Origin of the sequence: Leptospira perdikensis, from assembly GCF_004769575.1 — a bacterium.
Taxonomy (GTDB): domain Bacteria; phylum Spirochaetota; class Leptospiria; order Leptospirales; family Leptospiraceae; genus Leptospira_A; species Leptospira_A perdikensis.
The window spans coordinates 324,402-348,532 of sequence record NZ_RQGA01000014.1 but is presented as its reverse complement, the minus strand read 5'-3'; the positions used below and the strand labels follow the sequence as shown (position 1 = coordinate 348,532).

17 protein-coding genes and 1 tRNA gene are annotated in these 24,131 nt (G+C 39.9%); 13 read left to right on the top strand and 5 right to left on the bottom strand.

Features of this window, described 5'->3' with window-relative positions; genetic code table 11:
* The first annotated feature begins 14 nt into the window (after window positions 1-14).
* From EHQ49_RS14395 to gspN, 4 genes are read left to right on the top strand one after another with little or no spacing between them, the layout of a single operon-like run.
* Entirely contained in the window at window positions 15-1,058 is a 1,044-nt protein-coding gene (locus tag EHQ49_RS14395; protein WP_135580354.1) for a type II secretion system minor pseudopilin, read from the top strand.
* Between the two features lie 2 nt (window positions 1,059-1,060).
* Window positions 1,061-2,683: a cell division protein FtsA gene (gene pilM, locus EHQ49_RS14390; RefSeq protein ID WP_135580353.1), complete on the top strand. Its 1,623-nt coding sequence runs from the start codon at window positions 1,061-1,063 to the stop codon at window positions 2,681-2,683.
* Window positions 2,683-3,207, top strand: coding sequence for a hypothetical protein (locus EHQ49_RS14385; protein ID WP_100720138.1), 525 nt, complete (start codon window positions 2,683-2,685; stop codon window positions 3,205-3,207). The genes pilM and EHQ49_RS14385 overlap by 1 nt, the downstream gene beginning before the upstream one ends.
* A gap of 1 nt (window position 3,208) precedes the next feature.
* Window positions 3,209-4,171, top strand: coding sequence for a type II secretion system protein GspN (gspN, locus tag EHQ49_RS14380; protein ID WP_135580352.1), 963 nt, complete (start codon window positions 3,209-3,211; stop codon window positions 4,169-4,171).
* 330 nt (window positions 4,172-4,501) lie between these two features.
* Here gspN and EHQ49_RS14375 read toward each other — a convergent pair whose 3' ends face one another.
* Entirely contained in the window at window positions 4,502-8,119 is a 3,618-nt protein-coding gene (locus EHQ49_RS14375) for a vitamin B12-dependent ribonucleotide reductase (RefSeq protein WP_135580351.1), read from the bottom strand.
* A 221-nt stretch (window positions 8,120-8,340) separates the two neighbouring features.
* Here EHQ49_RS14375 and EHQ49_RS14370 point away from each other — a divergent pair.
* Both EHQ49_RS14370 and EHQ49_RS14365 read left to right on the top strand, forming a co-directional pair.
* Window positions 8,341-8,413, top strand: a tRNA-Asn gene (locus EHQ49_RS14370).
* Between the two features lie 151 nt (window positions 8,414-8,564).
* On the top strand, window positions 8,565-9,173 hold the full coding sequence (locus tag EHQ49_RS14365) for a L,D-transpeptidase family protein (RefSeq protein ID WP_244241495.1): 609 nt from the start codon (window positions 8,565-8,567) through the stop codon (window positions 9,171-9,173).
* A gap of 226 nt (window positions 9,174-9,399) precedes the next feature.
* Here EHQ49_RS14365 and EHQ49_RS14360 read toward each other — a convergent pair whose 3' ends face one another.
* On the bottom strand, window positions 9,400-10,866 hold the full coding sequence (locus tag EHQ49_RS14360; protein WP_135580349.1) for a flavin-containing monooxygenase: 1,467 nt from the start codon (window positions 10,864-10,866) through the stop codon (window positions 9,400-9,402).
* Between the two features lie 629 nt (window positions 10,867-11,495).
* Here EHQ49_RS14360 and EHQ49_RS14355 point away from each other — a divergent pair.
* The 3 genes from EHQ49_RS14355 (at window position 11,496) to EHQ49_RS14345 (ending at window position 16,173) form a co-directional block, all read left to right on the top strand.
* Entirely contained in the window at window positions 11,496-15,203 is a 3,708-nt protein-coding gene (locus EHQ49_RS14355; RefSeq protein WP_135580348.1) for a fibronectin type III domain-containing protein, read from the top strand.
* A 171-nt stretch (window positions 15,204-15,374) separates the two neighbouring features.
* Complete coding sequence (locus EHQ49_RS14350; protein ID WP_135580751.1) at window positions 15,375-15,704, top strand: ArsR/SmtB family transcription factor; 330 nt, start codon at window positions 15,375-15,377, stop codon at window positions 15,702-15,704.
* Window positions 15,691-16,173, top strand: a complete 483-nt coding sequence (locus EHQ49_RS14345; protein ID WP_135580347.1) for an SRPBCC family protein — start codon at window positions 15,691-15,693, stop codon at window positions 16,171-16,173. Before EHQ49_RS14350 ends, EHQ49_RS14345 begins: the two co-directional genes overlap by 14 nt.
* Window positions 16,174-16,420: 247 nt before the next feature.
* Here EHQ49_RS14345 and EHQ49_RS14340 read toward each other — a convergent pair whose 3' ends face one another.
* Window positions 16,421-17,008 carry a hypothetical protein gene (locus tag EHQ49_RS14340; protein ID WP_135580346.1) on the bottom strand — a complete coding sequence of 196 codons (588 nt, stop codon included), beginning with the start codon at window positions 17,006-17,008 and terminating at the stop codon, window positions 16,421-16,423.
* Window positions 17,009-17,221: 213 nt separating this feature from the next.
* On the opposite strand from EHQ49_RS14340, the gene EHQ49_RS14335 reads away from it, so the two are divergent.
* The gene (locus tag EHQ49_RS14335; RefSeq protein ID WP_135580345.1) at window positions 17,222-17,605 is read left to right on the top strand and encodes a DoxX family membrane protein; all 384 of its coding nucleotides are present in this window, start codon (window positions 17,222-17,224) and stop codon (window positions 17,603-17,605) included.
* A gap of 135 nt (window positions 17,606-17,740) precedes the next feature.
* On the opposite strand, the gene EHQ49_RS14330 is transcribed toward EHQ49_RS14335, so the two are convergent.
* On the bottom strand, window positions 17,741-19,909 hold the full coding sequence (locus tag EHQ49_RS14330) for a SulP family inorganic anion transporter (RefSeq protein WP_135580344.1): 2,169 nt from the start codon (window positions 19,907-19,909) through the stop codon (window positions 17,741-17,743).
* 115 nt (window positions 19,910-20,024) lie between these two features.
* Window positions 20,025-20,531, bottom strand: a complete 507-nt coding sequence (locus EHQ49_RS14325; protein ID WP_244241494.1) for a hypothetical protein — start codon at window positions 20,529-20,531, stop codon at window positions 20,025-20,027.
* A 201-nt stretch (window positions 20,532-20,732) separates the two neighbouring features.
* Here EHQ49_RS14325 and EHQ49_RS14320 point away from each other — a divergent pair, with 201 nt between their 5' ends.
* Genes EHQ49_RS14320 through EHQ49_RS14310 form a run of 3 tightly spaced genes read left to right on the top strand, consistent with a single transcriptional unit; the run spans window position 20,733 to window position 24,106 of the window.
* Entirely contained in the window at window positions 20,733-21,422 is a 690-nt protein-coding gene (locus tag EHQ49_RS14320) for a succinate dehydrogenase cytochrome b subunit (RefSeq protein WP_135580343.1), read from the top strand.
* Between the two features lie 18 nt (window positions 21,423-21,440).
* Complete coding sequence (locus tag EHQ49_RS14315; RefSeq protein ID WP_135580342.1) at window positions 21,441-23,366, top strand: fumarate reductase/succinate dehydrogenase flavoprotein subunit; 1,926 nt, start codon at window positions 21,441-21,443, stop codon at window positions 23,364-23,366.
* Window positions 23,367-23,374: 8 nt separating this feature from the next.
* Complete coding sequence (locus EHQ49_RS14310; RefSeq protein WP_135580341.1) at window positions 23,375-24,106, top strand: succinate dehydrogenase/fumarate reductase iron-sulfur subunit; 732 nt, start codon at window positions 23,375-23,377, stop codon at window positions 24,104-24,106.
* The last annotated feature ends 25 nt before the right edge of the window (window positions 24,107-24,131 follow it).

Below are 24,131 nucleotides of genomic sequence, written 5' to 3'. Positions count from 1 at the left end.
TAAAAAAGGGGTTTATGGTCTATCTCCTGGTGATGGCGATAGGAACTGCCTCTATGTTTACGGCATCTAAATTTTTTGAAGATGCCGCCACTGAATACCGAGTGGCTCGTTCGCAGGCAGACGGATTTCGGGCCCATATGCTTGCAAAGGCCGGGTTTATGGGTGCAGTGGGAGCTTTGAAAAAAATTCCCGAAGAAGTATTGTACCAGTCGGGTCTTGCCATGGATCCACCTCCGATTCCACTCGGGGGAGGAGTCATTTATTACACCATGAGTCCAGAAGATGGAAAAATCAATATCAACTCTCTTGTGAAAATTTATGACGACCAACCCAATCAAAGAACGATTGAAATGGTAACTCGTCTCTTCTATCAATTTGGATTAAAAAGAGAAATGATTTTCCCGATTTTAGATTGGGTTGATGAGAACCATCAGGAGACCGGCGGTGGTGCGGAGCAGTATTACTACAACCGGCTCACTCCCCCAAGAAAGATCAAAAATGCACCATTTTATTCCCTTTCGGAACTCCTAAGTGTCAAAGGATTTGATCGGTCCGTGGTTTATGAAAGTTTAAAACCGAGAGACTATGACAAAAATAACTCTAAGGACTTTATGACAGAGGAGGAAAGGGCCCTTCGTTCCGATAAAGATTATGTGCTCTCGAATAATATTACTGCCTATTTACCTGCGGGTGATTCTTATGATGACCGGATCAATATCAATACGGCACCTTATTTTGTCCTCATTTCTCTTTCCGACTTTATGACCAAACAAGCCGCCATGAAAATTTTGAAACTCAAGTTGCAGAAAGGAGGCTATATTAAAGAATTGAAAGATCTGGAGACGGAGCCAGAATTTCAAGTCAAAACCACAGGGGATCTCACTCTGTATAAGGAACTGGCGGGAGAGGGGACGGATGTCTCTGGTGGGCGAATTAAAACCAAAGGCGAAGTTTATAAAATCACAGGGGTTGGGATTATAAAGGATAAAGTGGTTCGTAAGGTATCTGGTCTATTTGACCTTACCAACAACCAAATGTTATACTATACTGAAGATTAATTATGTTATCATTTGACCAATACCTAGCTATCGATTATGGTTCGACATTTCTAAAAGGAGTCCTTTTTAAAAAGGTACTCGGCAAAGTCGTAATCCTACGGACGGAAAGCCTTCCGGTTGTCGAACTCGACGAATCTGAAGGAGATCCCTTCGAATACAATATCATCCGTTTCATTCAAAGTTTTTTTCCAGAAGAAAATCGGTTCCTTCTCAATTTAGGAATCCACAATCTTTTTGTTCGAGATTTAACAGTTCCTTTGGTTTCTGAAAAAGCCATCCAAGAAGTATTACCTTTTGAGGTAGAAAATTTAGTTCCCTATCCCATGGAGGAACTTGAAGTCATTGGTAAAACTTGGAGATCCAATAAAGAAAATTCGGAAGTCATCTCTTTCAATGTCCACCATTCGGAATTACTTCGGGCCTTAAAACCATTTGCAAAAGGAGATCTTTCCTTATCTTGTTTGTCTTTGGATTCTTTTGCCCTTTCTTCTTTAGTGACCAAAAACTATCCACTCCTAATCACAGAACAGACCATCTTACAACTAGATTTAGGTGGTAAGTATACAATTCTAAATGTTCTCTTTGAAGGAAAACTCCGACATACACGCCAAATTTATATTGGTGGAGAAGATGTTAGTTTGGAGATTGCAAACTTACTCAAAATTGAATTAGAAGATGCACGAGTTCTTAAGGAATCTCTCCCCGTTGGTTTCCTTTTTGATACTATGGAAAAATCAGAAGAAACGAATTTTCTTTCAAAATTCCATATCACTGCGACTCAGTGGAAAACTCTTCGTAAATTCATTTTGGCAAAACTGGACCAACTCATTCACGAAGTAGAAAATAGTATTTTCTCTCTTCCTGAAACAGAAAGACCAAACCTCATCCTTTTGTCCGGCGGGGCTAGTTTATATCCAGGCCTCACATCCTATTTGGAAGAAAAGTTAGGGATCAAAACAGGGAGATATGAATTTTTAGGAATTAATGATCCTAGTTTTGTTACGGCAGTAGCTACTGGTACTCATTTTGAATCTCGTAATCGAGTTAATTTTCTAGAAACTGGATTTGCAAAAAGAATTCACACGAATCGTTTTAAGTTATCTGCTTTTAAGCCTCATCTAATCCTTGTCAGTATATCATTGGTGCTCCTCTTTGGAGTATTTTTAATAGGTATTATTTTAGATAAACGTAAAATTGCTGCTAACAAACAAGTGTTACTTGAGAAATATAAAAATGGAATTGGCGGGGAGCTCGGGGAAGAAGAAGATCCACTTGCAGAAGCTAATAAAAAGTTAAAAGCAGAACGAAAAAAAACGGAAATCTATCGCCTTTTTCTTTCACAAGAAAGTGTTTTAGACGTTTTGAATGAAGCCACTGAACAATTTCCTTCCCCTGAAGTTTTGCCTTTTATTTTGGATCAGTTTAATTTCGAAGAAAAGGAAATCCAAATTTATGGTCGAGTGAATGAATTTGGAGAAATTGGAACTATTCAGTCAGCTTTAGAAAAATCTGAAAAATTTACCAATATACAAATTCAAAACAAAAGACTAATCACTGGCGTAAACAAATTCAAAGTCAGTTTTAAAATCAAAATGGATGTTGTGACTCCTAAGGATGAACCATAATGTTTGATCGCTTAAATGATAGAGAACGAGTTTTAGTCACTGGGCTCATTAGTTTTGTAGCCCTACTTGGAATTTATACCATCATCACTTTATTTTCTGATTTAAGAAATAGTCTTACAGAAGAAATTTTTGAAACCAGATCGCAAGCTACGGAACTTGACCGAGTGATCCGGGAATACAATTATCTACGTGGATTACAATCTGGTGGAAGTGAAGAAGATGTGAGTGTGATGTATTCGAAACTGGATCAAATTTTGGTTCGTTACAATCTCAAAGACAAAGTCCAAACCATGAAGGATACAAGTAATGTCATTCAAAAGGACTATAATAAAATTACCATTGATGTATCCTTTCGGTCTGTACTTTTACAAGATATCATCAAACTTGTTTATGATATAGAAAAGAACAAACAAATTCAAGCCAAAGTAGATTTACTTAGTTTTCGTAAGCCGTTTGCTGAAAAAGAAATTTATGATGTAAATTTAAAAGTTTCATCTTATAGTCGTTTGTCCAAAGGGAAATAATATGCCAAAAGAAAATGAATTGGAAGAAGATTTCCTAACCGATGAAGACCAAGAAATCCAAGAAAGTCTTTTGGAGGACGATGGTGATTTATTTGATGAGGATGGGGATGAAGAACATTCCAAAGTAAATCGTAAACAGATTGTTACATTAGTAACCATTGCGGTTGTTTCTTTTTTAGTATTTACTCTTTTTATTTTCCCATTGAATGAGATTGTTCGTTCTATCCTGATCAAAACCGGAAAAGAAACCGGTATCTTTATGGATGCCAAAGAAATCCATTTCCCTATGTTTGGAAGAAAGTCTTTTGATAGTTTTATTGCCAGTTTTCCTTCTGGAACTTCGATCAAAGCAGAAGAAGTTAGTTTGGGAATTTCGCTTCTCGGCTTAATGCAGTCGAGATTGGACGGTGATGCGAATATTGGGTATTTTAATTTTGAAGGGAGTGAATGGGCAATGAGTGTGCAAACATTAGACATCCCTCTCCGTCTTTCTCCACTTGATGATAAAATTACCAAATGGAACGGAGAAGGGGAAATCGACTTATCCGGTGGAAAAATTAAAGAATCTGCAGAGATCCCTTTTTTAGGAAGTTTGAAAGGAACTGATATCCGTAAGGCGAATGTACTGTTTAAAATTCGTTCCGGTAAATTGCTAATCGAACGAGGAAGTTTGGAATCTTCGCTTGCTAAATTTCAGTTTCAAGGTGTAGTCCGTTTATCGGATAATTTCTCATATTCACAATTGGATCTTAAGGTTTGTTTTACTCTTACGGAAAAATTTGCTCAGGAACGCCAGGACCTAGTTGGAATGGTAGCACTTCTTCCTCAAGAAGGTGGAAAAACCTGTATCCCGATTCGTGGTACTTTTTCTGCACCCAAGGTCGACCTGCCCAACTTAAATCAGTTAGGTGGCGGTGCTCCCAAAGCAGAAGATACTTCTATCGAACCGGCCCCAGTTCCTTAAGTATAACTTCGTTGGATCAAAATGATTATATTTGGCAAAACTGTCTTTGTGATACTTTCACAACTAAGGGATTAGTTTCTTTTCTTTAAATCTTTCTAGATTTTTCCTGACATCTCCACGGTTGCATTTAGCTAAAAATCGCGCGAGATGATTCAAAATTTATCTCTCTTACCACCGGGTTAGATTCCTCAGGTATCTTTCATTCAATGTTAGCTGTAGTTGATAGAAGAGATAAAAAAAAGATCTCAAGGAAGATTCCAAGAGATCTTTTTTTCGTAAACACTGAACCCTGATTGTACAATCAGAGTTTAGAAATGTTGGTTCGTTTTTTTAAGAACAACCAGTTGTGGACCCACAAGAGATACACTTGAGACAAGCCCCATTTCGAACCATCTGAAAGGAACCGCATTCTGTACAGGAATCCCCTGTATATCCTTTGGTTCTTGCTTCTGCAATGATTTTCAGAGTTGCTGCCGCCGATTGTGCTGCAGTTGGCGGTGTCCCAGAAGCGATTGCAACTGCTTCTGGTTTTTCTTCCAATACAGACTTCATTGAAATGGGAGCCACTTGTAGCGGAACACGTAGTCCGCTACTTTCCTGCTTTCCCACTAGATCCTTCGCCGGTTCTGCCTTTCTGCCTACTTCATCAGTTCTTAGATCTTCGGGAGATACTTGTGCCAAGTCGTATCTTCCCAGGTAGGTGATGGCAAGTTCTCTAAAGATGTAATCGATCACAGAAGTTGACATCTTAATGTGAGGGTTGCCAGAAACCATACCGTTTGGTTCAAATTTGAAGAAAGTGAATGCTTCTACAAATTCTTCTAATGGAACTCCATGTTGTAAACCAAGAGAAACTGCGATCGCAAAAGCGTTCATAAGAGAACGGAAAGCGGCTCCTTCTTTATGCATATCGATAAAGATTTCACCTAGTTGGCCGTCTTCGTATTCTCCAGTACGAAGGTATACTTTGTGACCACCAACCATTGCTTTTTGTGTATAACCTGCACGGCGGTGTGGAAGTTTTCTTCTTTCCGCAATGTATTTATAAACAAGTTTTTCCGCTACTTCTGTTACCGTTTTAGGAGCAGAAGAAGTTTGTAGTTCTTCCTCTTCTTCACCCACAGCGCTTAACAACTGGAATACGGAGTTAAGTGGTTGTGAAAGTTTAGAGCCATCACGGTAAAGAGCGTTTGCTTTGATCATTACTTTCCAAGACATGAGGTATGCATTTTTAACATCCTCGATGGTTGCCTCCTCGGGAAGGTTGATCGTTTTAGAGATCGCACCCGAAATGAATGGTTGTGCCGCAGCCATAATTCGGATATGTGATTGATAAGATAAGAAACGTTTTCCGTATTTTCCACATTTGTTTGCACAATCAAAAACGGCGAGATCCTTCTCTTTGATAAAAGGAGCGTTTTCGATTGTCATCGTTCCACAAACATAATCGTTCGATTGTGAAATTTCATCCGCAGAAAACCCCAATGTTTCTAAAAGGTTAAAACCCATTGAGTTGTAAACTGCCGGATCAATTCCCAATGTTTTAGAAAGGAAATCTTCACCTAATGTGAATTTGTTAAATGCAAATTGGATATCAAAAACAAATGGAAGTTGTTTTTCGAGTTTTTCCAATACATCTTCTGTAAAACCTTTTTCTTTCAAACGAGCAGTGTTTACACCTGGTGCTCCGTTAAAAGTAGCATGGCCTTTACAGTAGTTTACAATGGCATCTTGTTCTGCTTGGCTATAACCAAGTTTTTTAAGTGCTACTGGTACTGATTGGTTGATGATTTTGAAATATCCACCACCAGCTAATTTTTTGTATTTCACTAGAGCAAAGTCTGGTTCAATTCCTGTTGTATCGCAGTCCATCACTAGACCAATGGTTCCTGTTGGTGCAATCACAGTCACCTGTGCGTTACGGTACCCATACAATTCACCAAGTTCTAATGCTCTATCAGAATCTTCTTTTGCTGCTTCCAAAAGGTAGGAAGGAAGAAAAGACGGATTGATTCCTACTGGAGTGATAGTAAGACCTTCGTATTCTTCTTTCGGTGCGTTATAAGCTGCACGTCTATGGTTACGAATGACACGAAGCATATGGTCTTTGTTTTTTTCGTATCCGGCAAATGGTCCGAGTTCTTTTGCCATCTCTGCTGAGGTCGCATAAGAAGTCATATGCATGATGGAAGAAATCGCGCCAGTCACAGCCATTGCTTCTTGTGAATCATAAGGAATTCCCATGACCATAAGAAGAGAACCAAGGTTTGCGTATCCGAGTCCGAGAGTTCTAAACTTGTAAGATAGTTCTGCAATTTCTTTGGAAGGGAACTGTGCCATAAGGACAGATACTTCTAAAATGATGGTCCAAACTTTATTTAAGTAGCGGTATCCTTCTACATCAAAAGTTCCGTCTTCTTTTAAGAATTTAACAAGGTTTGCGGAAGCCAAGTTACACGCAGTATTGTCGAGGAACATATACTCTGAACATGGGTTCGATGCATTGATGGCACCGTCTTCTGGACAAGTATGCCATTCGTTAATGGTGCTATGGTATTGTGTTCCTGGGTCTGCAGAGTTCCATGCTGCATTCGCAATTCTTTCCCAAAGATCACGAGCCCGAAGTGTTTTTGCAGGTTTTGCTTCCCTGTTTTGTGCCTTTGCTTTTTCTCTTTCGGTTCTATTGTAAAGATGGAAAGGGAGATCTTTTTCCACAGCTTCCATAAACTCGTTTGTGATTCGAACGGAGTTATTGGAATTTTGTCCTGAAACTGTGTTGTAAGCTTCTGATTGCCAGTCGGTGGTTAACTCTTCAAAGAGTAGGTCTTTGTAACCTTGTTTGGAAAGGTCAATGACTCGTTTGATGTAGTTGTCTGGAACAAATGCTTTTCTTGCTTTTTGGATCGCTTTTTTAAGATCTAAATTGGCAGCCGGGTCGTATGCTTCTTCACCAAGTGTTTGTTTGGCGGAGGCGCAAGCACTCATAATATCATTGAGAAGGCGGTTGTTGAGAATGGATCCTGTAACAAGGGAAGCCACTTTTTTCTCTTCTTGCACTTTCCAATCAATGAACTCTTCGATGTCTGGATGATCCATATCAAGACAAACCATCTTCGCTGCACGACGAGTGGTTCCTCCTGATTTGATAGCTCCTGCGGCTCTATCTCCAATTTTAAGGAAGGACATGAGCCCAGAACTTTTTCCACCACCAGAAAGAGATTCATTGGCAGCACGTAGGTTAGAAAAGTTTGTTCCTGTTCCTGAACCGTATTTGAAAAGACGAGCTTCACGAACCCAAAGGTCCATGATCCCCCCTTCATTGACTAAGTCATCATCCACAGATTGGATGAAACAAGCATGGGGTTGTGGGTGTTCGTAAGAAGAGGCTGATCTTACAAGTTTCCCAGACTTAGGATCTACATAGTAATGTCCCTGTGATTTTCCATCAATTCCATAGGCCCAGTGGAGTCCTGTATTGAACCACTGTGGGGAATTGGGTGCAGCCATTTGGCTTGCGAGCATAAAAATAACTTCTTCATAGAAAACACGGGCACTGTCTTCATCAGTAAAATATCCGTATTTATAACCCCAATAGGTCCAACATCCCGCAAGGCGTTGGAATACTTGTTTGGAATCTGATTCTCCCACAAATCTGTCTTCAGGATTGAGAGCGGAAAGTTTTTCATCATCAGGAACCGAACGTTGTAACCATTCAGGAATTCCTTTTTCCGCCACTTTCTTTAAATATTTGGGAACTCCCTTTCGGCGAAAGTATTTCTGCGCGAGGATATCCGTTGCTACCTGTGACCAAAAATCCGGAACTTCCACTCCGTTAGCCTCAAATACAACTGACCCGTCAGTATTCGTAATTTTAGAATCCTTACGGACCCAAGTTAAATTCGGGTAAAGACCCTTATTCCCTTTGGTAAAATGCCTCTCAATTTTCATGCAGACCCCATCTACAACAACATATACAATTTCTATTTTTTTCCCCTACCAGGAGCGGAGAGGATTATGTCACAATGAAGGTGTCTTTAGTTGGAAACATCCATTTTTTCAGCCTAGGTCCCCTGAATTTTTAGAATTTTTTCAAAATTTCTGTTGGCTCTTAATATTTTTTTTCGTTGACCTAGAGACCTTCCTACGTAGCATGGTCACAGATTCGAGATTCCCCTTTAGCTCAGTCGGTAGAGCAAATGACTGTTAATCATTGGGTCGCTGGTTCGAGCCCAGCAGGGGGAGCAGGTCGAATTGTCCCAGAGTTTTGAAATCCATCGACTCTCCGAAATCCCTAACAAACTCCTTCCATTCTCTAGGTTTCTCCCTAAAATCCAAGCAATTTCTGCGCCAAAAAACCAATTCTGCCATTGTTCTTTTTTGCTTTTTCTCATTTTTGGGCTCAGAGTCCCTTAGCAGTGAAGAAAATCCATCACTAGAATCTCCTCTTCAGAATGCAGAACAGATCCTTTTTGTTACCGCGAGAGCCAGCCAAACCACTGGAAGTTTAGATTTTTATACTCTAAATAACGGGGAATGGCTCGCAGTGCTCGAAAAAATACCCGTACGTCTGGGCCGAAATGGACTTCTGTTAAGTTTTGAGAAACGAGAAGGGGATGGACACACTCCTACAGGTATTTTTCCTATTCAACGGGTTCTTGGCAAAGGTAAAAAGGAAATTAGAAATTTAGAATACACTGAAATTCGAAAAAACTATCATTGGAATGACAATCCTAAGTCCAGAAGTTACAACCAACTGACCAAACATCAAGAGAAAGGGGCTATACCTCTTTGGGATTCCTATATTTATGAATTATTTGTTGTGATCGAACACAATACTAAACCAGCTTTTCCTGGACTTGGAAGTATGATCTTTCTTCATGTTTGGAATGAAGACAAACCAACCTCCGGTTGTGTAGGTGTTTCCAAAGAAGTTTTAGAAACTTTAGTTTCCGTTTTAGATGGTAGTAAAAAACCAAATATTTTAATCCAAATTTTGGATTGAAGATACGTTCCTATGCCACCGATCGGAGTGGAAATCCTTTGCGTGAGCAAAGATTGGAACGAAGAGCGGGATCGCGTATCGTTTCAAATTGTCATTTTGATTGCATTTGCGAGGCGTACAAAATTAAAAATATTATTTTCGATAATTCGAATATTCTGAAAAATTAAAAAACCGGTATTTGTAATAAATACCGGCAAAAATTGTTGTATTTGGTTTTAAATTTCAGTTAGAAAGTTGTTAGTGCGAAGTCCTTGTAATCAGGAGTTTTCATTTCTTTTTCCCAGCGACTCCAGGTATAAGGCCACATCGCAGGATCACCATCTGGATCCAAATACCAACTTTGGCAACCACCGAGCCAAACCGTATTTCCCATACCGGCTTTCAAATAAGCCGCAAATTTTTTGAGGGCATCTTCTGTGGTTTCAATTTCATCAAATTTCTTTCGCCTCCAATCCTGGATGATTTTCAAAACATACTTAGTTTGGACCTCACTCATTGCAATGACCGAAAAATTTCCGATAGGAGTATTTGGGCCAAGCATAAGAATAAAGTTGGGAAGGTGGGGAATGAATAATGATCGATAGGCTTGTACTTTCTTTTTCCAAACAGTTTCAATAGATACACCATTTTTTCCTGTTAGGTTCATTGGTCTCATAAAGTTGAATGGATGAAATCCTGTAGCTAGGATGAGAACATCCAACTCATGAAGTTTTCCATCTTTTGTAAGAACACCTTTTTCTGTGATTTTTTCAATTCCTTCTGTCACTAAATCGGCATTGGGTTTTTGAATGGCTTTGTAAAAGGTAGAGTTAACTATCACTCGTTTACAGCCAACGCGGTAGTTCGGTGTTAGTTTGTTTCGAAGGTTGATGTCTTTAATCGAATTTCGTAAGTTTCTTTTGCAGAGAAAACTCATGAGCATATGTGGGAGTTTTTTGCCGATTACCGCTTTCGAAAAAGTTTGTTCTACGGCAAAGGTATACCACTTGTGAAAACGTTTTAACACAGCTTTGTCCTTTCTCCAACGTATTTTTTCTTTTTCGGAATAATTGGTATCAGGAACCTGAACAATCCACTGCGGAGTTCTTTGGAATACAGAAACTTTTTTTCCTAGTTTGATCATCTCCGGGATAACTTGTGCGGCAGTCGAACCTGTTCCAATGATTCCAATTCGTTTTCCTTCTAAACCAACCGAATGATCCCATTCAGCTGTATGAAAACATTTTCCTTGAAAAGAATCGAGACCTTGGATATTGGGACGAGCCGGATGGTGCAAAATTCCTGTAGCTGAAATCAGAAAATCGGAAACATAGGTTTTCCCTTGGTTCGTTTTTGTTGTCCACTTTCCATCGTTATATGATGCATCTGTTACCGCTTCATTAAAATGAATTTTGGGAGTTACTTTGTAAGTATCACTAACACGTTTAAAGTAAGCTTGGATTTCATCTCCATGAGCAAATCTGTGACTCCATTCCGGGTTTGGCTCAAAACTATACGTGTACATATGAGCCGGAATGTCGCAGGCAACTCCAGGGTAGGTGTTTTCTCGCCATGTCCCCCCTAAGTCATTTTTTTTCTCGAGTATGGTAACGTCAGTGACCCCTGCTTTTTCTAATTCGATCGCAAGTAGGATACCAGTCATACCGGCACCGATCACCACAACGGAAGGATTTCTAGGAAGTGATGTTGTCATTTGTTTCCTCATTTTGTAATTTTGCATGAACCTTCTAATAAGAACATTGTTCCGCGGATTGCAACTGAGAGAGAATGACATCCGTTTGGGATTCATTTGCAATAAAAAAAACATATGTGTGATAAAAAAGAAATATGGAGATTCACATTAGAATCATATTGATTCTAATGTTCTGTTGATTGAACAAAACATAAATCAGTTCAGGTATATTGTGTTTATTTTGTGTTAGGTGGTTTTTTTGTGGATCGAAATTTCGTTTTTCGATTTTAAGGATTTCATTGAATTGATTTGTTCGCTTTTTCTATGTTATGTTGTGGTTTTTGTTTTTTAAATAAAACATCGTTTTGATTGGAAGAGGGATACCCACTCGGAGGGCGGTTATTTTCCTTTGTTTCATTTTGTAAAGATTCGGGTTCTGTTAGAAGTCGTAATCGAACCAAGGATTGATTTTAATGTACCAAATGGTATAAGGAAAACCATAGTTAGTTTTTTTGTGGAAACAACAAACAGTTGTTGGGTATAAAAGTAGTTGGTTGGTTTTAGTGTTTTTCTCTTGAACTGTGGGTTATGATTTTCAAAATTTGAAAGCAAAATGCGAATGAACGATCAATTGAAAAGGAAAAGATTATATGAAAAAGGGACTGATTTTACTTTTGGCTTGGTTTCAACTAAACCAATGTATCTTAGGTGTTGTATTTGATACCAAAGAAAATGCTTTTGAAAAACAACAACTTGCTACCTTCCTGGGTGCTGCATTCAGTTCCGGTGTCCCCGTAGGTGGTGGAACTGCTGGTTCTCAAGGTGCAAGAATTCAATCCCAGGATGAACTCTTTACCATTTTAATTCCGCAAGGGGCGATGGAGGAGTCCGTTGACTTCCAAATCACTCGATACAATGCAAACCAAACTCCGTTCCAATCAGGATACATCCCCACGAGTTATATATATGAAGTGACTCCATCTTATGTTTTTAAAAAAGACATCACAGTCACAATCACCTTGGATGCAAACAAAACCCAATCGATGAATTTAAGATTGCTCAAAAGTAAAGGTTTTCATCTAACTTCAGCCGGTAGTTCAGATGGTGGAAGTGTACTTGCTGGTTGGTCTGGCACAAACTCTTCGTTAGATGGCGAAAGGGTAGTCATCCAAACGAAAAGTTTTTCCAGTTTTGGTGTGGGAACTCCTCCTAATGGAAATTTACCTCCTGTAATTTATGGAGCCTATTATTATTTAAAACCCAATACCAAATCGGTTCCTTATCAACTCCGTGCTGAAGTTGTGGAACCAGATAACGATGCCATGACAGTCAACCTGCTCGTAGGCCCGGCTGGGGGAAGTCTCAATTACTATCCGATGGTAAGGGAGGGATCGACCAATTGGTATCAAGTGAATATTCCATATGAAGCAATGGTACAGGCGGGAATTCAAATTCAAGTTGTAGCCACTGATTCCTATGGGCAAAAAACTACAAGGCCCACTTCTTCAATGTTTTTATTCCCAACCGATTCCGGAAACCCTAGTTATATCAGTAATTATGATCCCGATAAAGATGGGGACGGATTCAATGATGTTTGGGAGCTCGATAATGGATACAATCCAAATAATCCGAACAATCCAACAATGGGAACTCCTTATCCACCGGGAACAGTTGCGACCATTGATTCCTTAGAAGTATTTCCTAATCAGGTTTATATGCAAGTGAATGAAACCATTCAATTTGCCGCCAGAGGAACATTAGGGGGAGTTCAGAAGTTTGTGAACACACCTTTTCATGTCACTGGAGTTGGTCTTGGTGTAAATCCAGTTGGTAATCTAAGTCAGTTTTCCTTTATTGCCACAGCACCAGGTATTGCTGGTGTATTTGCAACTTATCAAAATCTACAGACAGCGGCAACTGTGCACATTGCGGACACTTTGGCTCCCGCAAACATTACCGATTTGGAACCAACCGCTCTTTCGTCTTCAAGGATTCGTTTGTCTTGGACGGCTCCCGGTTCCGATGGTTCTGTTGGGCGTGCAGCGGCTTACGAAGTTCGTCGATCCAATACAGCTATTTTGAATAACACTCAATGTGATCTTGCTACAGGTATCTCTCACCAATTGATTCCGAAAGATGCAGGGACAAAAGAATACTTTGACATCGATGGCCACCAACCACAAACCACTTATCATTTTTGTGTTCGGGCTTTGGATAGTGCTGGAAATAGAAATCATTGGAATGCTCAAGCCTTTGCCACAACGTATTCAGTTTCGGATCTTGTTCCTCCTTCCGAAATCGTTTCTGCTACAGCGAATGTTTTATCCTACCAACAAGTGCGTTTGGATTGGACCTCGGTTGGCGATAACGGAAATCTAGGAATGGCATCTGCCTACGAAATCAGAAGAAGGTCGAGCCTTCCGATTCAAACGGATGATGATTGTACCGCTGCAGTTCTTGTGCCGAGTAATATTTCTCCGGTTGTTTCTGGATCCGCTATGAGTTTTACTGTAAATGGACTTTCTTCAGGAACCATTCATTATTTCTGTATCCGTGCTTTTGACTCGGCTGGAAACAGGAGCCAGTGGAGCGGAGTTTTACAAGCAACCACACCTTTTGCAAACCAATCTCCAATCCTTAGCCTAACATCATCACTTTCAGTCACTTTGGGTAATGTTGTTAATTTAGATGCGTCATCTTCGATTGATCCTGACAGCTCCTTCTGTGGTGCAAATCTAACCAACTTTCAATACAATTGGAAATTTCTATCAGTTCCACCTCTTTCTATATTGCAAAATTCTAATATAACCAATAAGGACAAAAAGAGTGCACAGTTTACTCCAGATGTATTAGGAGATTATGTTTTAGAATTTTCATTTAAAGATGATCCGGGTGTTTGTGCCGCAGGTCCGAAAACCACAGTGGGAAATCTTATTGTAACCATTCGGATTGATCCCCCATTTTTAAATTTGGTTTCAGGTGGCCAAACCTCTGCTTATATGGATTGGAATCGAGTCATTGGTGCCAGTGGATACAAAGTGTACTATCAAACCTCTCCTGGGGTTTCCAAAACATCTCCTTCTCAATCAGTTAGTGGAGAACTCTATGCACTCCTTTCAGGTCTTTCGCAAAATGCAACATATTACTTCCGTTTGGTGACAATTGGTTCGGGAGGAGAGAGTGCCCTTTCTACTTCTGAATACAAGTTCAAAACCAATGACGTAGCTCCGGGGCTCGCCACAGGCCAACATACAAATATTTCTGCGGCACAAGGCGATTATTCGGGAGGACTTGGAACTTTTGTTTATGATCCAATCAACGAAAAGATCATCATCGCAAATTTTTCAGGACTACCAAATTCAGCAAAACCCAATCTTTATATATGTAATGTGGATGGGACGGGTTGTATTTACCGAGATATTTCGTTAGGAGTCGGGAGAAATATGCAAGGTCATAGGCCACGGATTCTGCTCGATTCTTTGAATCAAAAGATCATAGTTCTTTCCCCTTTTGCACCAAACTACTCAGATAAATTGGGATATTTCCAGTGTGATCTTAGTGGACTCAATTGTGTGTTTAGAGATATTTCTGCAGCAACGGGAAGGGGAAATCGGTCAGCTGTGGATGCATCAGCTGTCATAGATTATGCGAACCAAAAACTACTCATCGTGACTCTGGATGACAGTACATCCCAAGGAAAAACCAGTCTCTTTCGTTGTAATTTAGATGGTTTGAATTGTACACAATCTGATATTTCCTCAGGTCTAGGCAATAACTCTGGTTATGAACCGGAAATCACTTTGGACCCGTATAACAATAAAATATTGGTTGTTGTTCGATTGGACAATATGCAAGATTCGGCAAATCGATATAAGATTCGGTTGATTCGTTGTGAGGTAGATGGGAGTGGTTGCCAAACTTCGGATATCTCTGCGGGCTCTTCTATCGTAAACTCATATAGGCAAATCCAAATAGATCGAATCAATAAAAAACTACTGATGACTGGTCCTGAAATCACGGCTGGATCCATGACACTGTTTCGTTCTGATTTGGATGGATCCAATCCAGAAAGTCTGAATATCAGTGGGGGAGTTTCAGGCGGAGGATATTATTCGACCTTAACTCTTGATTACCCCAACCAAAAACTTTTGGCAGTGGGTCGCGGGCCAAATATGAGGCCGTATCTTACGCGATGCAATCTAAATGCCACAGGTTGTGTTGCGACAGATATCTCTTTAACTTATGGAAACAATTCGGGTGATTATCCTTATGCGATCATTGAACCTACAAATGGTCGCCTTCTTGTCACTACTTTGAATCGAGCCACAAACCAAACGCTCAGTTTATTTCGTTTCTGATTTAATCCTAAAGGCTCGCAAGGGAAGGGGAATGCCCTATTTCTCTTGCGAGTTTTCTTGAAAAAGACAATTCCGAAAATGCCCTAAAAAACGATTCTTAACAGATTGATTTCGCTTTGATTGTTTATTTAAGAATTGACTTAATTAAGTAGTCGATTAATAATGTGTTCAATGAATGCTTTTGCTGCATTAGCAGATGATACCAGAAGGGACATTGTGCGACTAGTGGTTGAAAACGGCGAACTGACTTCCACAGAAATCAGCCAAAATTTCCAAATGAGTCCACCTGCCATTTCCCAACATCTAAAAGTCCTAAAAGACGCAAATGTGCTTTTGATGAAAAAAGATGCACAGAAGCGAATTTACAGTTTGAACCAAACCGGATTGAAGGAAATGGAAGATTGGATTTTGGATGTTAAGAATTTGTGGTCAAAACGTTTCGATAAATTGGATCAGTATGTAATGAAATTAAAAAAGGAAAGAACAAATGGTAGGAAATAACTTAGAAACAATCATTGAAAACAACAAAGTGACTTATAAAAGATACTTTGATGTCCCCGTGGATCTATTATTTGAAGTTTGGTCGTCTAATGAACATTTGGCGGAATGGTGGGGTCCGGATGGGTTCACATTAACTACAATCAGCCTAAATTTTTCAAATGGTGGTATTTGGGATTTTGTGATGCACGGTCCGGATGGGCATGATTATAAAAACAAAATCCAGTTTATTGACATTCAAAAACCGCATCTTATATCGTATAAACATATTGGTGACGGTGAAGGCGACGAAGACGTAGACTTTCAGTCCAAAATCATTTTTGAATCTGTGGGAGATGGAACCAATCTGACTATGGAACAAATTTTTTCAAGTAAGGCGGAACTGGAACGTGTGAACGAAAAGTATGGCGCCATCGAAGGTGGAAAACAACATGTGGGAAACCTGGCGAAGTATTTGGAGAGAATCAAATAAGACCGATTCTTTTGTATCGCGGGGTTTTCCATATCTATTCGGTCAACTGACTGTAAGGACCAAGGATAATGAAATTAGGAATTGTATATAGGCTTTGGTTCGTATTTCCGAGGAGATGATTTCGTGAGCCAATATGCTACTTCCCATAATTAGTATTATGTCGCATTAGATGTCGCGTTCGTTTGAGTTTCTATATGCAAAGCCCAGTGAAAACGGATTGGATTTCTATTTCACTGGTGCTTTTGACTTATCTTTGAAACATATTTTGGCTTTTTGATAGTGAGGAAAACTCTTTCAAAGTTACGATTTGATTTAAACCTTCTTCTACTGCAGATTGGATGCTATTGGCTATTTTGCTCTTTGATTCCGTATCTTCTTCGCTGAAAGGAAGGGTTTGGGAAGTGATTTGTTCTGAATGACCTAAAATTCGTTTTGGCTCTCCGGATCGACTTACCACCAAAAACTCAACGATAGAGGCAAAGGTTGCTTGGCGGAACTTTGTGGTTCCTTCCTCAAATTCCAAAGCCCGGTCCACTTGCACCTTTCGTAGGACAATGGCTCCAGGTTCGAGAGGGTCATTCGATTTTAATGGTGAGAGTGAGTTTATAGAAAAAAGCCGTGAGCTCGTATCCGAAAAGGATTGGAGGGCGAATTGTCCAATGGAGATTTCATGGGAGGGCCCAACTTTCAACACTTTCGTTTCCAATTCCTGTGAGTATTGGAGCCGTAGGAATTTTTCCGACGTTTCTATTTTCGGAATTTCTGCAGGAGAAGTTGCCAGACAGTTTACGGACAAAACAGCCAAAATCAATATTGATGCAAATCCAGATTTCATTGGTTAGACCTAGTTATCAATGCCACCAAACAACGAGTTTATTGCAGTTGAGATGAGTAAAAATACTAAAAATGACGGTGGATGGGATTTTCCGAAATTCCACTTCCCTGGAAAACGAGGTGACTTTTTCGTGATTTGGTTCATAATTCTGAAAATTAGGATGGTTCCAGAAATCACCTAGATTAGAAATAAACTCATCCGAAGGATAGTGGTATGAAAATTGCTTATACAATTGTTAGGATTTTGCTTGGTGCATTGTTCCTTTTTTCTTCTGTTGCCGTTCTCTTCAATCTGGTTCAACAGCCAGAAACAACAGGAGATCTAAAGATATTCAATGATGGAATCAAAGCTTCGGGTTATTTAATGACTCTCATTAAAGTAACAGAACTTGTTTGTGCGATTGCTTTTTTGTCTGGCCGATTTGTACCCCTGGCTTCCATAGTCATTGCGCCGATTGTTGTGAATATTTTTCTTGTTCACATCACCATTGCGCCTGAAGGAATTCCTGTAGGTATTTTCGTTGTGGTTGCTAATGCTTTTCTTGCCTATGTAAATTGGAAAGTATACAAACCATTGTTTGTCGCTGTGAACAAATAAATATTTTTGATTGAACCAAAGGTAATGTTAACCATTTAACATTACCTGGTTTATTAAAAAAAGGATAGGGGAGTTCATAGAATGAAACCTATTCGTAACTCCCCTATTCGTTTCTTACCATTAATTCAAAACCATTCATCCAGCAGTTTCAAAGAATTGAACTTCGCCTGAAGAAGTGTCATAAAACCCTGAGACAATTTTGATTTCCTTCGATGTTACCTTTTCGGAAAGGAAAGGGCTATTTGTTAGGATCTCCTCAATTGAGTTTTTCACGTTTGCTTTCACTACATGGTTGAAAATGTGTTCATTTTCTTTCTGGATGGGATGGATGATTTTTTCTGATTCATCAATTGCTTTTTGGATTTTCTTTGTGACACTGGCAATGTTTCCCTCCCGTAGTGCATAGATAGCACTGGAAACGGCACCACAGTTGGAATGACCCAGTACAACCACCAGTTTGGTTCCAATTTTTGCACAGGACAATTCTAAACTTCCGAGGATTTCTTCATTTACGATATTTCCCGCAATGCGAATCGAAATGATATCGCCAAGACCTGCATCAAAAATAATTTCAGGACTCGTCCTTGAATCAATACAAGACAATACTACGGCAATGGGATTTTGGCCAAAGGCGGTTGCATTCACCTGGTGTTTGAAGTATTTTTCCGACCATTTCCCTTTAACAAACCGTTCGTTCCCCCTTTTTAAAAAATCTAAGATTTCATCTGGAGTTAGTTTTTGTTGGGCTTCTTTGTCCAAAATATTTACAAACTGCACCTGGTCACTGAGCTCATAAGAATCTTTCAGACCGATCAAATTCAGCTGGATCTTCTTCTCGACAGAGACTACCGTTTTGAATTCTTCCAAAACCTCTAAAATATCATGGTCAATGAAATTACAATTAGAGGCATCCACAATCAGTTTGGAATTTTCGGGAAGTGACCAAAGTGTATCTTTGATGGAGGCTTTGTTTAAAAAGGAAACTTGGTTAGGCAATTCAATGCGAACTGTTTCTCCAATATTTAAGGTTTCCGTCTCCACAGAGAATGGGTTTTTATAATTATTTTTTAGAATAAAAATGAAACTGATGGAGAGTCCGATAAGAACCCCTGTTAGAAGATCAGTAAATATGATGGCTACAATGGTAGCAATGAATGGAAGAAATTGATAATTCCCTTTTTTATAAATGGATCGGTATAATTTTATGTTGGTGAGTTTAAAACCAGTAACAATCAAAATTACAGCTAATGATGACAATGGAATTAAGTTCAAAAGAGATCCAAAAAAAACAACACTGATCGATAATAATATCCCATGGAAGATGGTCGAAAATTTGGACTCTGCTCCCGCATAGATATTGACGGAACTTCGAACAATCACCGAGGTTATCGGAAGGCCTCCAATCAAACCAGAAAGAGAGTTCCCTATCCCTTGTGCCACAAGTTCTCTGTTTGGTGATGCAAGTCGTTTGTGAGGATCGATTCTTTCTACTGCGTCTAAATTCAGTAAGGTTTCCAGAGTTGCAAAGGCAGCAATGGTGATTGCATAATACCAAACCTTGGTTTGAGTGATCGCAGAGAAATTAGGAAAGAAAAATACTGATTCCCAGTTTTTAATATTGGGTATAGATACTAAATGTTTTTGGGAAAGATACCATTCCGGTATGTAATTTTGAAAGATACCGTTTAAAAAAACTCCCAAAAGAATGACTAACACCGGTGAAGGTAAAAACTTTAAAGGTTTCCATTTGGATTTATCGTAAGCAATGATCAGAGCCAAGGAGGAAACGGCTATGGTGACCGCACCCCAAGAAAAGTATTTTATGATATTGTAAAGCTCTGAGAATGTATTTTCTCCATCTTTTTGAAAGAAAATAAAGTCTTCTTCAGGGTCTACGTCAAACCCAACAGCGTGCGGAATTTGTTTTAAGATGAGGATGATCCCAATGGATGCAAGTAAACCTTGGATTACGTTTGACGGGATGTAAGTTGCAATGAACCCACCACGTAAAAAACCAATGATCATTTGGATAAATCCAGCGATAAAAACAGCGAGAAGAAAACTGCGATAGTCACCAATGCCTGCAATGGCAGCAAGGACTAAAGTTACAAGACCCGCCGCAGGTCCACTCACACTGGTATTGGAATGGCTCAGTATCCCGACAACGACCCCTCCAATCACTCCAGAGATGACACCGGATAATAAAGGGGCACCGCTTGCCAAAGCAACTCCTAAACAAAGAGGAAGTGCGACTAAAAATACGACAAGGCCTGACGGAATATCTTGTTTTAATTTAGAAAACATAATGGTCTTGGAATCCTAAAATTTTAGGGATGAGGTGTCAACCCGAATGGAATGATTCTAAATTGTTTTGAATGAGTGATTCAAGAAAAAATCGTCAGAAAAAAATTGCCAAAATTCATAACCAGACAGTCACGTCGTCTAAGTCCGCTTCGCTGATGACGTGACGCATTTGGTCTTCAGTCGTAAAAGAAATGGATTGGATCTGGATGGAAGACCAAAGGTTTGTATATACAAAGGGACCCACATGGCATTTGATAATAGTACTAGGTTGAATTTTTTTTTCGATCGAACAAATGAGCTCAGGTGTTTTTTTATCTTCGGGAATTAGGATTTGATTGGAGTTGTCCCTGGCAAAAAAAAGAATTTGGAATTTTGAGATGTTAACTTTTGTTAGGTTTTCCGTTTTAATAAACAACTGAAGTTCTTTTTTATCGGTTTTATGCCGAGGGTTGATTGTCACAAAGATGGGAAGACCGACCTCTCGTAAATATATCTTTCTTGTCTCAGAAAAACCTGTATTTTGTTTGGCGCAACCTGCCAAGGAAATCCAAAAAAGAACCATAAGGAGTGGGAAACAAATTACAAAATGAACCCAAACATTCCATGTAGATTTTCCAAGCAAGATTTGGTTACTTTCTCGGGCTTTGGGTGGTAACTCAACCCCTTTTCCACTGCCCTTATCAAGTTCAGTTTCTATTGAGAAACAAACTCAAATTCGTAAGTTTGCTACCAATTAGATTTATGAATTTACGGGAAGTGGAATCTGTCTAAAACTGGACGTAAGAGAAAAAATTTACACCTATACTCTAACAGGAGCTCTTCAATGACGTTGAGTTTAGACTTCTTTCGGTCCTCAATTGGAAAGAAGATCATAATGGCCATAACTGGATTTATCTGGTTTGGATTCGTGATCGTTCATATGGTCGGAAACCTACAGGTTTTCCAAGGACCAGAAAAATTAAACACCTATGCAAAGTTTCTTAAGGATTTAGGACCCCTATTGTGGGTAGCGCGGATTGGACTCATCGTGGCCTTTTTCGGACATGTATGTACTGCCATCCTCCTAAAAGTTGAAAACACAAAAGCAAGGCCTGTATCTTATGCTAAGGGTTCTACTATCCAAGCTTCTGTTGCTTCACGCACTATGGCTTATAGCGGACTTTTGCTCCTTACGTTTCTTGTGTACCATTTAGCACATTTTACATTAGGATTCACTAATCCGGATCATTACACTCATGAATACATTCTCAAAAATGGTGATGTCGTTCATGATGTTTATGCTATGGTTATCCTTGGATTTCAAGATCCAGTCATTGCAGGATCTTACATCCTTTTTATGGTTTTCCTAGCTCTGCATTTTTCTCATGCTTTGGGATCAATGTTCCAAACTCTAGGAATCCTTGCACCAAAACACAACCCAACCATTCAGAAACTATCTACAGGACTTGGTCTTATCATTTTCCTGGGAAATTGTTCCATGCCGATCTCGATTTTACTCGGGTATGTTCGTTAAGGGTTTTTAGGAGAAGTTATGAAATTAGATGCAAAAATACCGTCGGGTCCATTGGAACAAAAATGGGACAAACACAAACAAGACATCAAACTTGTAAACCCGGCAAACAAACGTAAGTATAAAGTCATCATTGTAGGAACGGGTTTAGCTGGAGCATCCGCTGCTGCTACTCTCTCAGAACTTGGATACCAAGTTTCTGTTTTCTGTTTCCAAGACAGTCCTAGACGCGCCCACTCCATTGCTGCCCAAGGTGGGATCAATGCGGCGAAGAACTACCAAAATGATGGTGACTCCGTTTACAGATTGTTCTACGACACCGTAAAAGGTGGGGATTTCCGTGCAAGAGAAGCAAACGTTTATCGTCTGGCTCATGAATCCACAAACATCATTGACCAGTGTGTAGCACAAGGTGTTCCTTTTGCTCGTGAGTATGGTGGAACCCTTTCCAACCGATCTTTCGGTGGAGCACAAGTATCCCGAACTTTTTATGCCAAAGGGCAAACCGGCCAACAGTTGTTACTTGGTGCTTACTCAGCATTAGAAAAACAAATCTCTCGTGGTGCCGTCAAAATGTATCCAAGAACAGAGATGTTAGAACTTGTTCTTGTGGATGGTCATGCCAAAGGGATCGTAGTTCGTGACCTAGTGACTGGTGAAATTTCTTCGCATGCGGGTGACGCTGTCATCCTTGCATCTGGTGGATACGGAAACGTGTTTTACCTTTCGACCAACGCAAAAGGATCTAACGTAACTGCTACTTACCGTGCCTACAAAAAAGGTGCTGGGTTTGCAAACCCTTGTTATACGCAAATTCACCCCACTTGTATCCCACAAGCAGGAGACTACCAATCAAAACTAACTCTTATGTCAGAATCTCTCCGTAACGACGGACGGGTTTGGGTTCCTAAGAAAAAAGATGATCTTCGTGCTCCTCATGAAATTCCAGAAGATGAAAGAGATTATTACCTCGAAAGAAAATACCCATCTTACGGAAACTTAGCACCTCGTGATATTTCCTCACGTTCTGCAAAAGAAGCTTGTGATAATGGGCTTGGAGTTGGTCCTAAAGTTGGTGACAAACGACTTGGTGTTTATCTAGATTTTTCTGATTCCATCAAACGTTTGGGTGAACCTGTGGTGGCTGACCGTTATGACAACCTCTTCCAAATGTATGAACGCATTACGGGAGAAAACCCATACAAAGTACCTATGCGTATTTACCCTGCGGTTCACTATACAATGGGTGGACTTTGGGTGGATTACAATTTAATGTCCAACATTCCTGGCCTTCACGTACTCGGTGAAGCAAACTTCTCTGATCACGGTGCAAACCGACTCGGAGCCTCTGCTCTTATGCAAGGTCTTGCTGATGGATACTTTGTGATTCCTTATACAATTGGTGACTATTTTGCCAAAGAAGGTCATAAAAACATTTCTACAGATAGACCGGAATTCAAAGAAGCAGAAGCCCGCGTTCGTGAGATGACAAACAAATTTCTTGCGATCAACGGTAAAAAAACTCCAGACGATTTCCATAGAGCCCTTGGTAAAATCATGTGGGATCAGTGTGGTATGGCTCGTAATGAAAAAGGCCTAAAAGACGCACTCCAAAGAATTCCTGAACTTCGTGAAGAGTTCTGGAAAAACGTAAAAGTAGCAGGTTCTGGATCCGAACTCAACCAGGAGTTAGAAAAAGCAGGTCGTGTTGCTGACTACTTAGAGTTTGGTGAGTTACTCTGTTTAGATGCACTCAAACGAGAAGAATCTTGTGGTGGTCACTTTCGTGAGGAACACCAAACAGAAGATGGCGAAGCAAAACGTAATGATGAAAAATTCTGTCACGTAACTGCTTGGGAATATAAGGGTGAAGGAAAAGCTCCGGAAGAACACCGCGAAAAACTCGAGTATGAAAACATCCACCTAGCCGTAAGGAGCTACAAATAATGGATACTATGAAGTTACACCTTAAAGTTTGGCGACAAAAAGATAAAAAAGATAAAGGTCGTATGGTGAGTTACGAAGCGAACAACATCAGCGAACACATGTCTTTCCTTGAGATGTTGGACGTTGTAAACGATGACCTAATCAAAAAAGGTGATGATCCTATCGCTTTTGACCATGACTGCCGTGAGGGTATTTGTGGGGCTTGTTCTATGGTGATCAACGGCGTTCCGCATGGTCCAGAAAAAGGAACCACTACTTGCCAGTTGCATATGCGTAAGTTCAAAGATGGGGATACCGTTTACATCGAACCTTGGAGAGCCAAAGCATTTCCTGTGGCAAAAGATTTAATCGTAGATCGTTCTGCTTTTGATCGTATCATCCAAGCTGGTGGGTATGTATCCATAAATACGGGTGGAGCACCAGATGGAAATGCACTTCCAATTCCAAAGGTAGATGCTGACCTTGCTATGGACGCGGCTACTTGTATCGGATGTGGAGCTTGTGTGGCTGCTTGTAAAAATGCATCGGCAATGCTCTTTGTATCTGCAAAAGTATCTCACTTAGCACTCCTACCACAAGGTGTGGTCGAAAAGAAAGAACGAGTTCGTAAAATGGTAAGTGCAATGGACAAAGAAGGATTTGGAAATTGTACAAACCAATACGAATGTGAAGCAGCTTGCCCGAAAGAAATTTCGGTAAACTTCATCACAAGACTGAACAGAGAATATATCTCTAGCTAATAAATATGTTTTAGAGACAATTTTC

Coding starts and splice junctions, on each gene's coding strand:
- EHQ49_RS14395 (WP_135580354.1), top strand. CDS start 15: ATGGTCTATCTCCTGGTGATGGCGATAGGAACTGCCTCTATGTTTACG.
- pilM (WP_135580353.1), top strand. CDS start 1,061: ATGTTATCATTTGACCAATACCTAGCTATCGATTATGGTTCGACATTT.
- EHQ49_RS14385 (WP_100720138.1), top strand. CDS start 2,683: ATGTTTGATCGCTTAAATGATAGAGAACGAGTTTTAGTCACTGGGCTC.
- gspN (WP_135580352.1), top strand. CDS start 3,209: ATGCCAAAAGAAAATGAATTGGAAGAAGATTTCCTAACCGATGAAGAC.
- EHQ49_RS14375 (WP_135580351.1), bottom strand. CDS start 8,119: ATGAAAATTGAGAGGCATTTTACCAAAGGGAATAAGGGTCTTTACCCG.
- EHQ49_RS14360 (WP_135580349.1), bottom strand. CDS start 10,866: ATGACAACATCACTTCCTAGAAATCCTTCCGTTGTGGTGATCGGTGCC.
- EHQ49_RS14355 (WP_135580348.1), top strand. CDS start 11,496: ATGAAAAAGGGACTGATTTTACTTTTGGCTTGGTTTCAACTAAACCAA.
- EHQ49_RS14350 (WP_135580751.1), top strand. CDS start 15,375: ATGAATGCTTTTGCTGCATTAGCAGATGATACCAGAAGGGACATTGTG.
- EHQ49_RS14345 (WP_135580347.1), top strand. CDS start 15,691: ATGGTAGGAAATAACTTAGAAACAATCATTGAAAACAACAAAGTGACT.
- EHQ49_RS14340 (WP_135580346.1), bottom strand. CDS start 17,008: ATGAAATCTGGATTTGCATCAATATTGATTTTGGCTGTTTTGTCCGTA.
- EHQ49_RS14335 (WP_135580345.1), top strand. CDS start 17,222: ATGAAAATTGCTTATACAATTGTTAGGATTTTGCTTGGTGCATTGTTC.
- EHQ49_RS14330 (WP_135580344.1), bottom strand. CDS start 19,909: ATGTTTTCTAAATTAAAACAAGATATTCCGTCAGGCCTTGTCGTATTT.
- EHQ49_RS14320 (WP_135580343.1), top strand. CDS start 20,733: ATGACGTTGAGTTTAGACTTCTTTCGGTCCTCAATTGGAAAGAAGATC.
- EHQ49_RS14315 (WP_135580342.1), top strand. CDS start 21,441: ATGAAATTAGATGCAAAAATACCGTCGGGTCCATTGGAACAAAAATGG.
- EHQ49_RS14310 (WP_135580341.1), top strand. CDS start 23,375: ATGAAGTTACACCTTAAAGTTTGGCGACAAAAAGATAAAAAAGATAAA.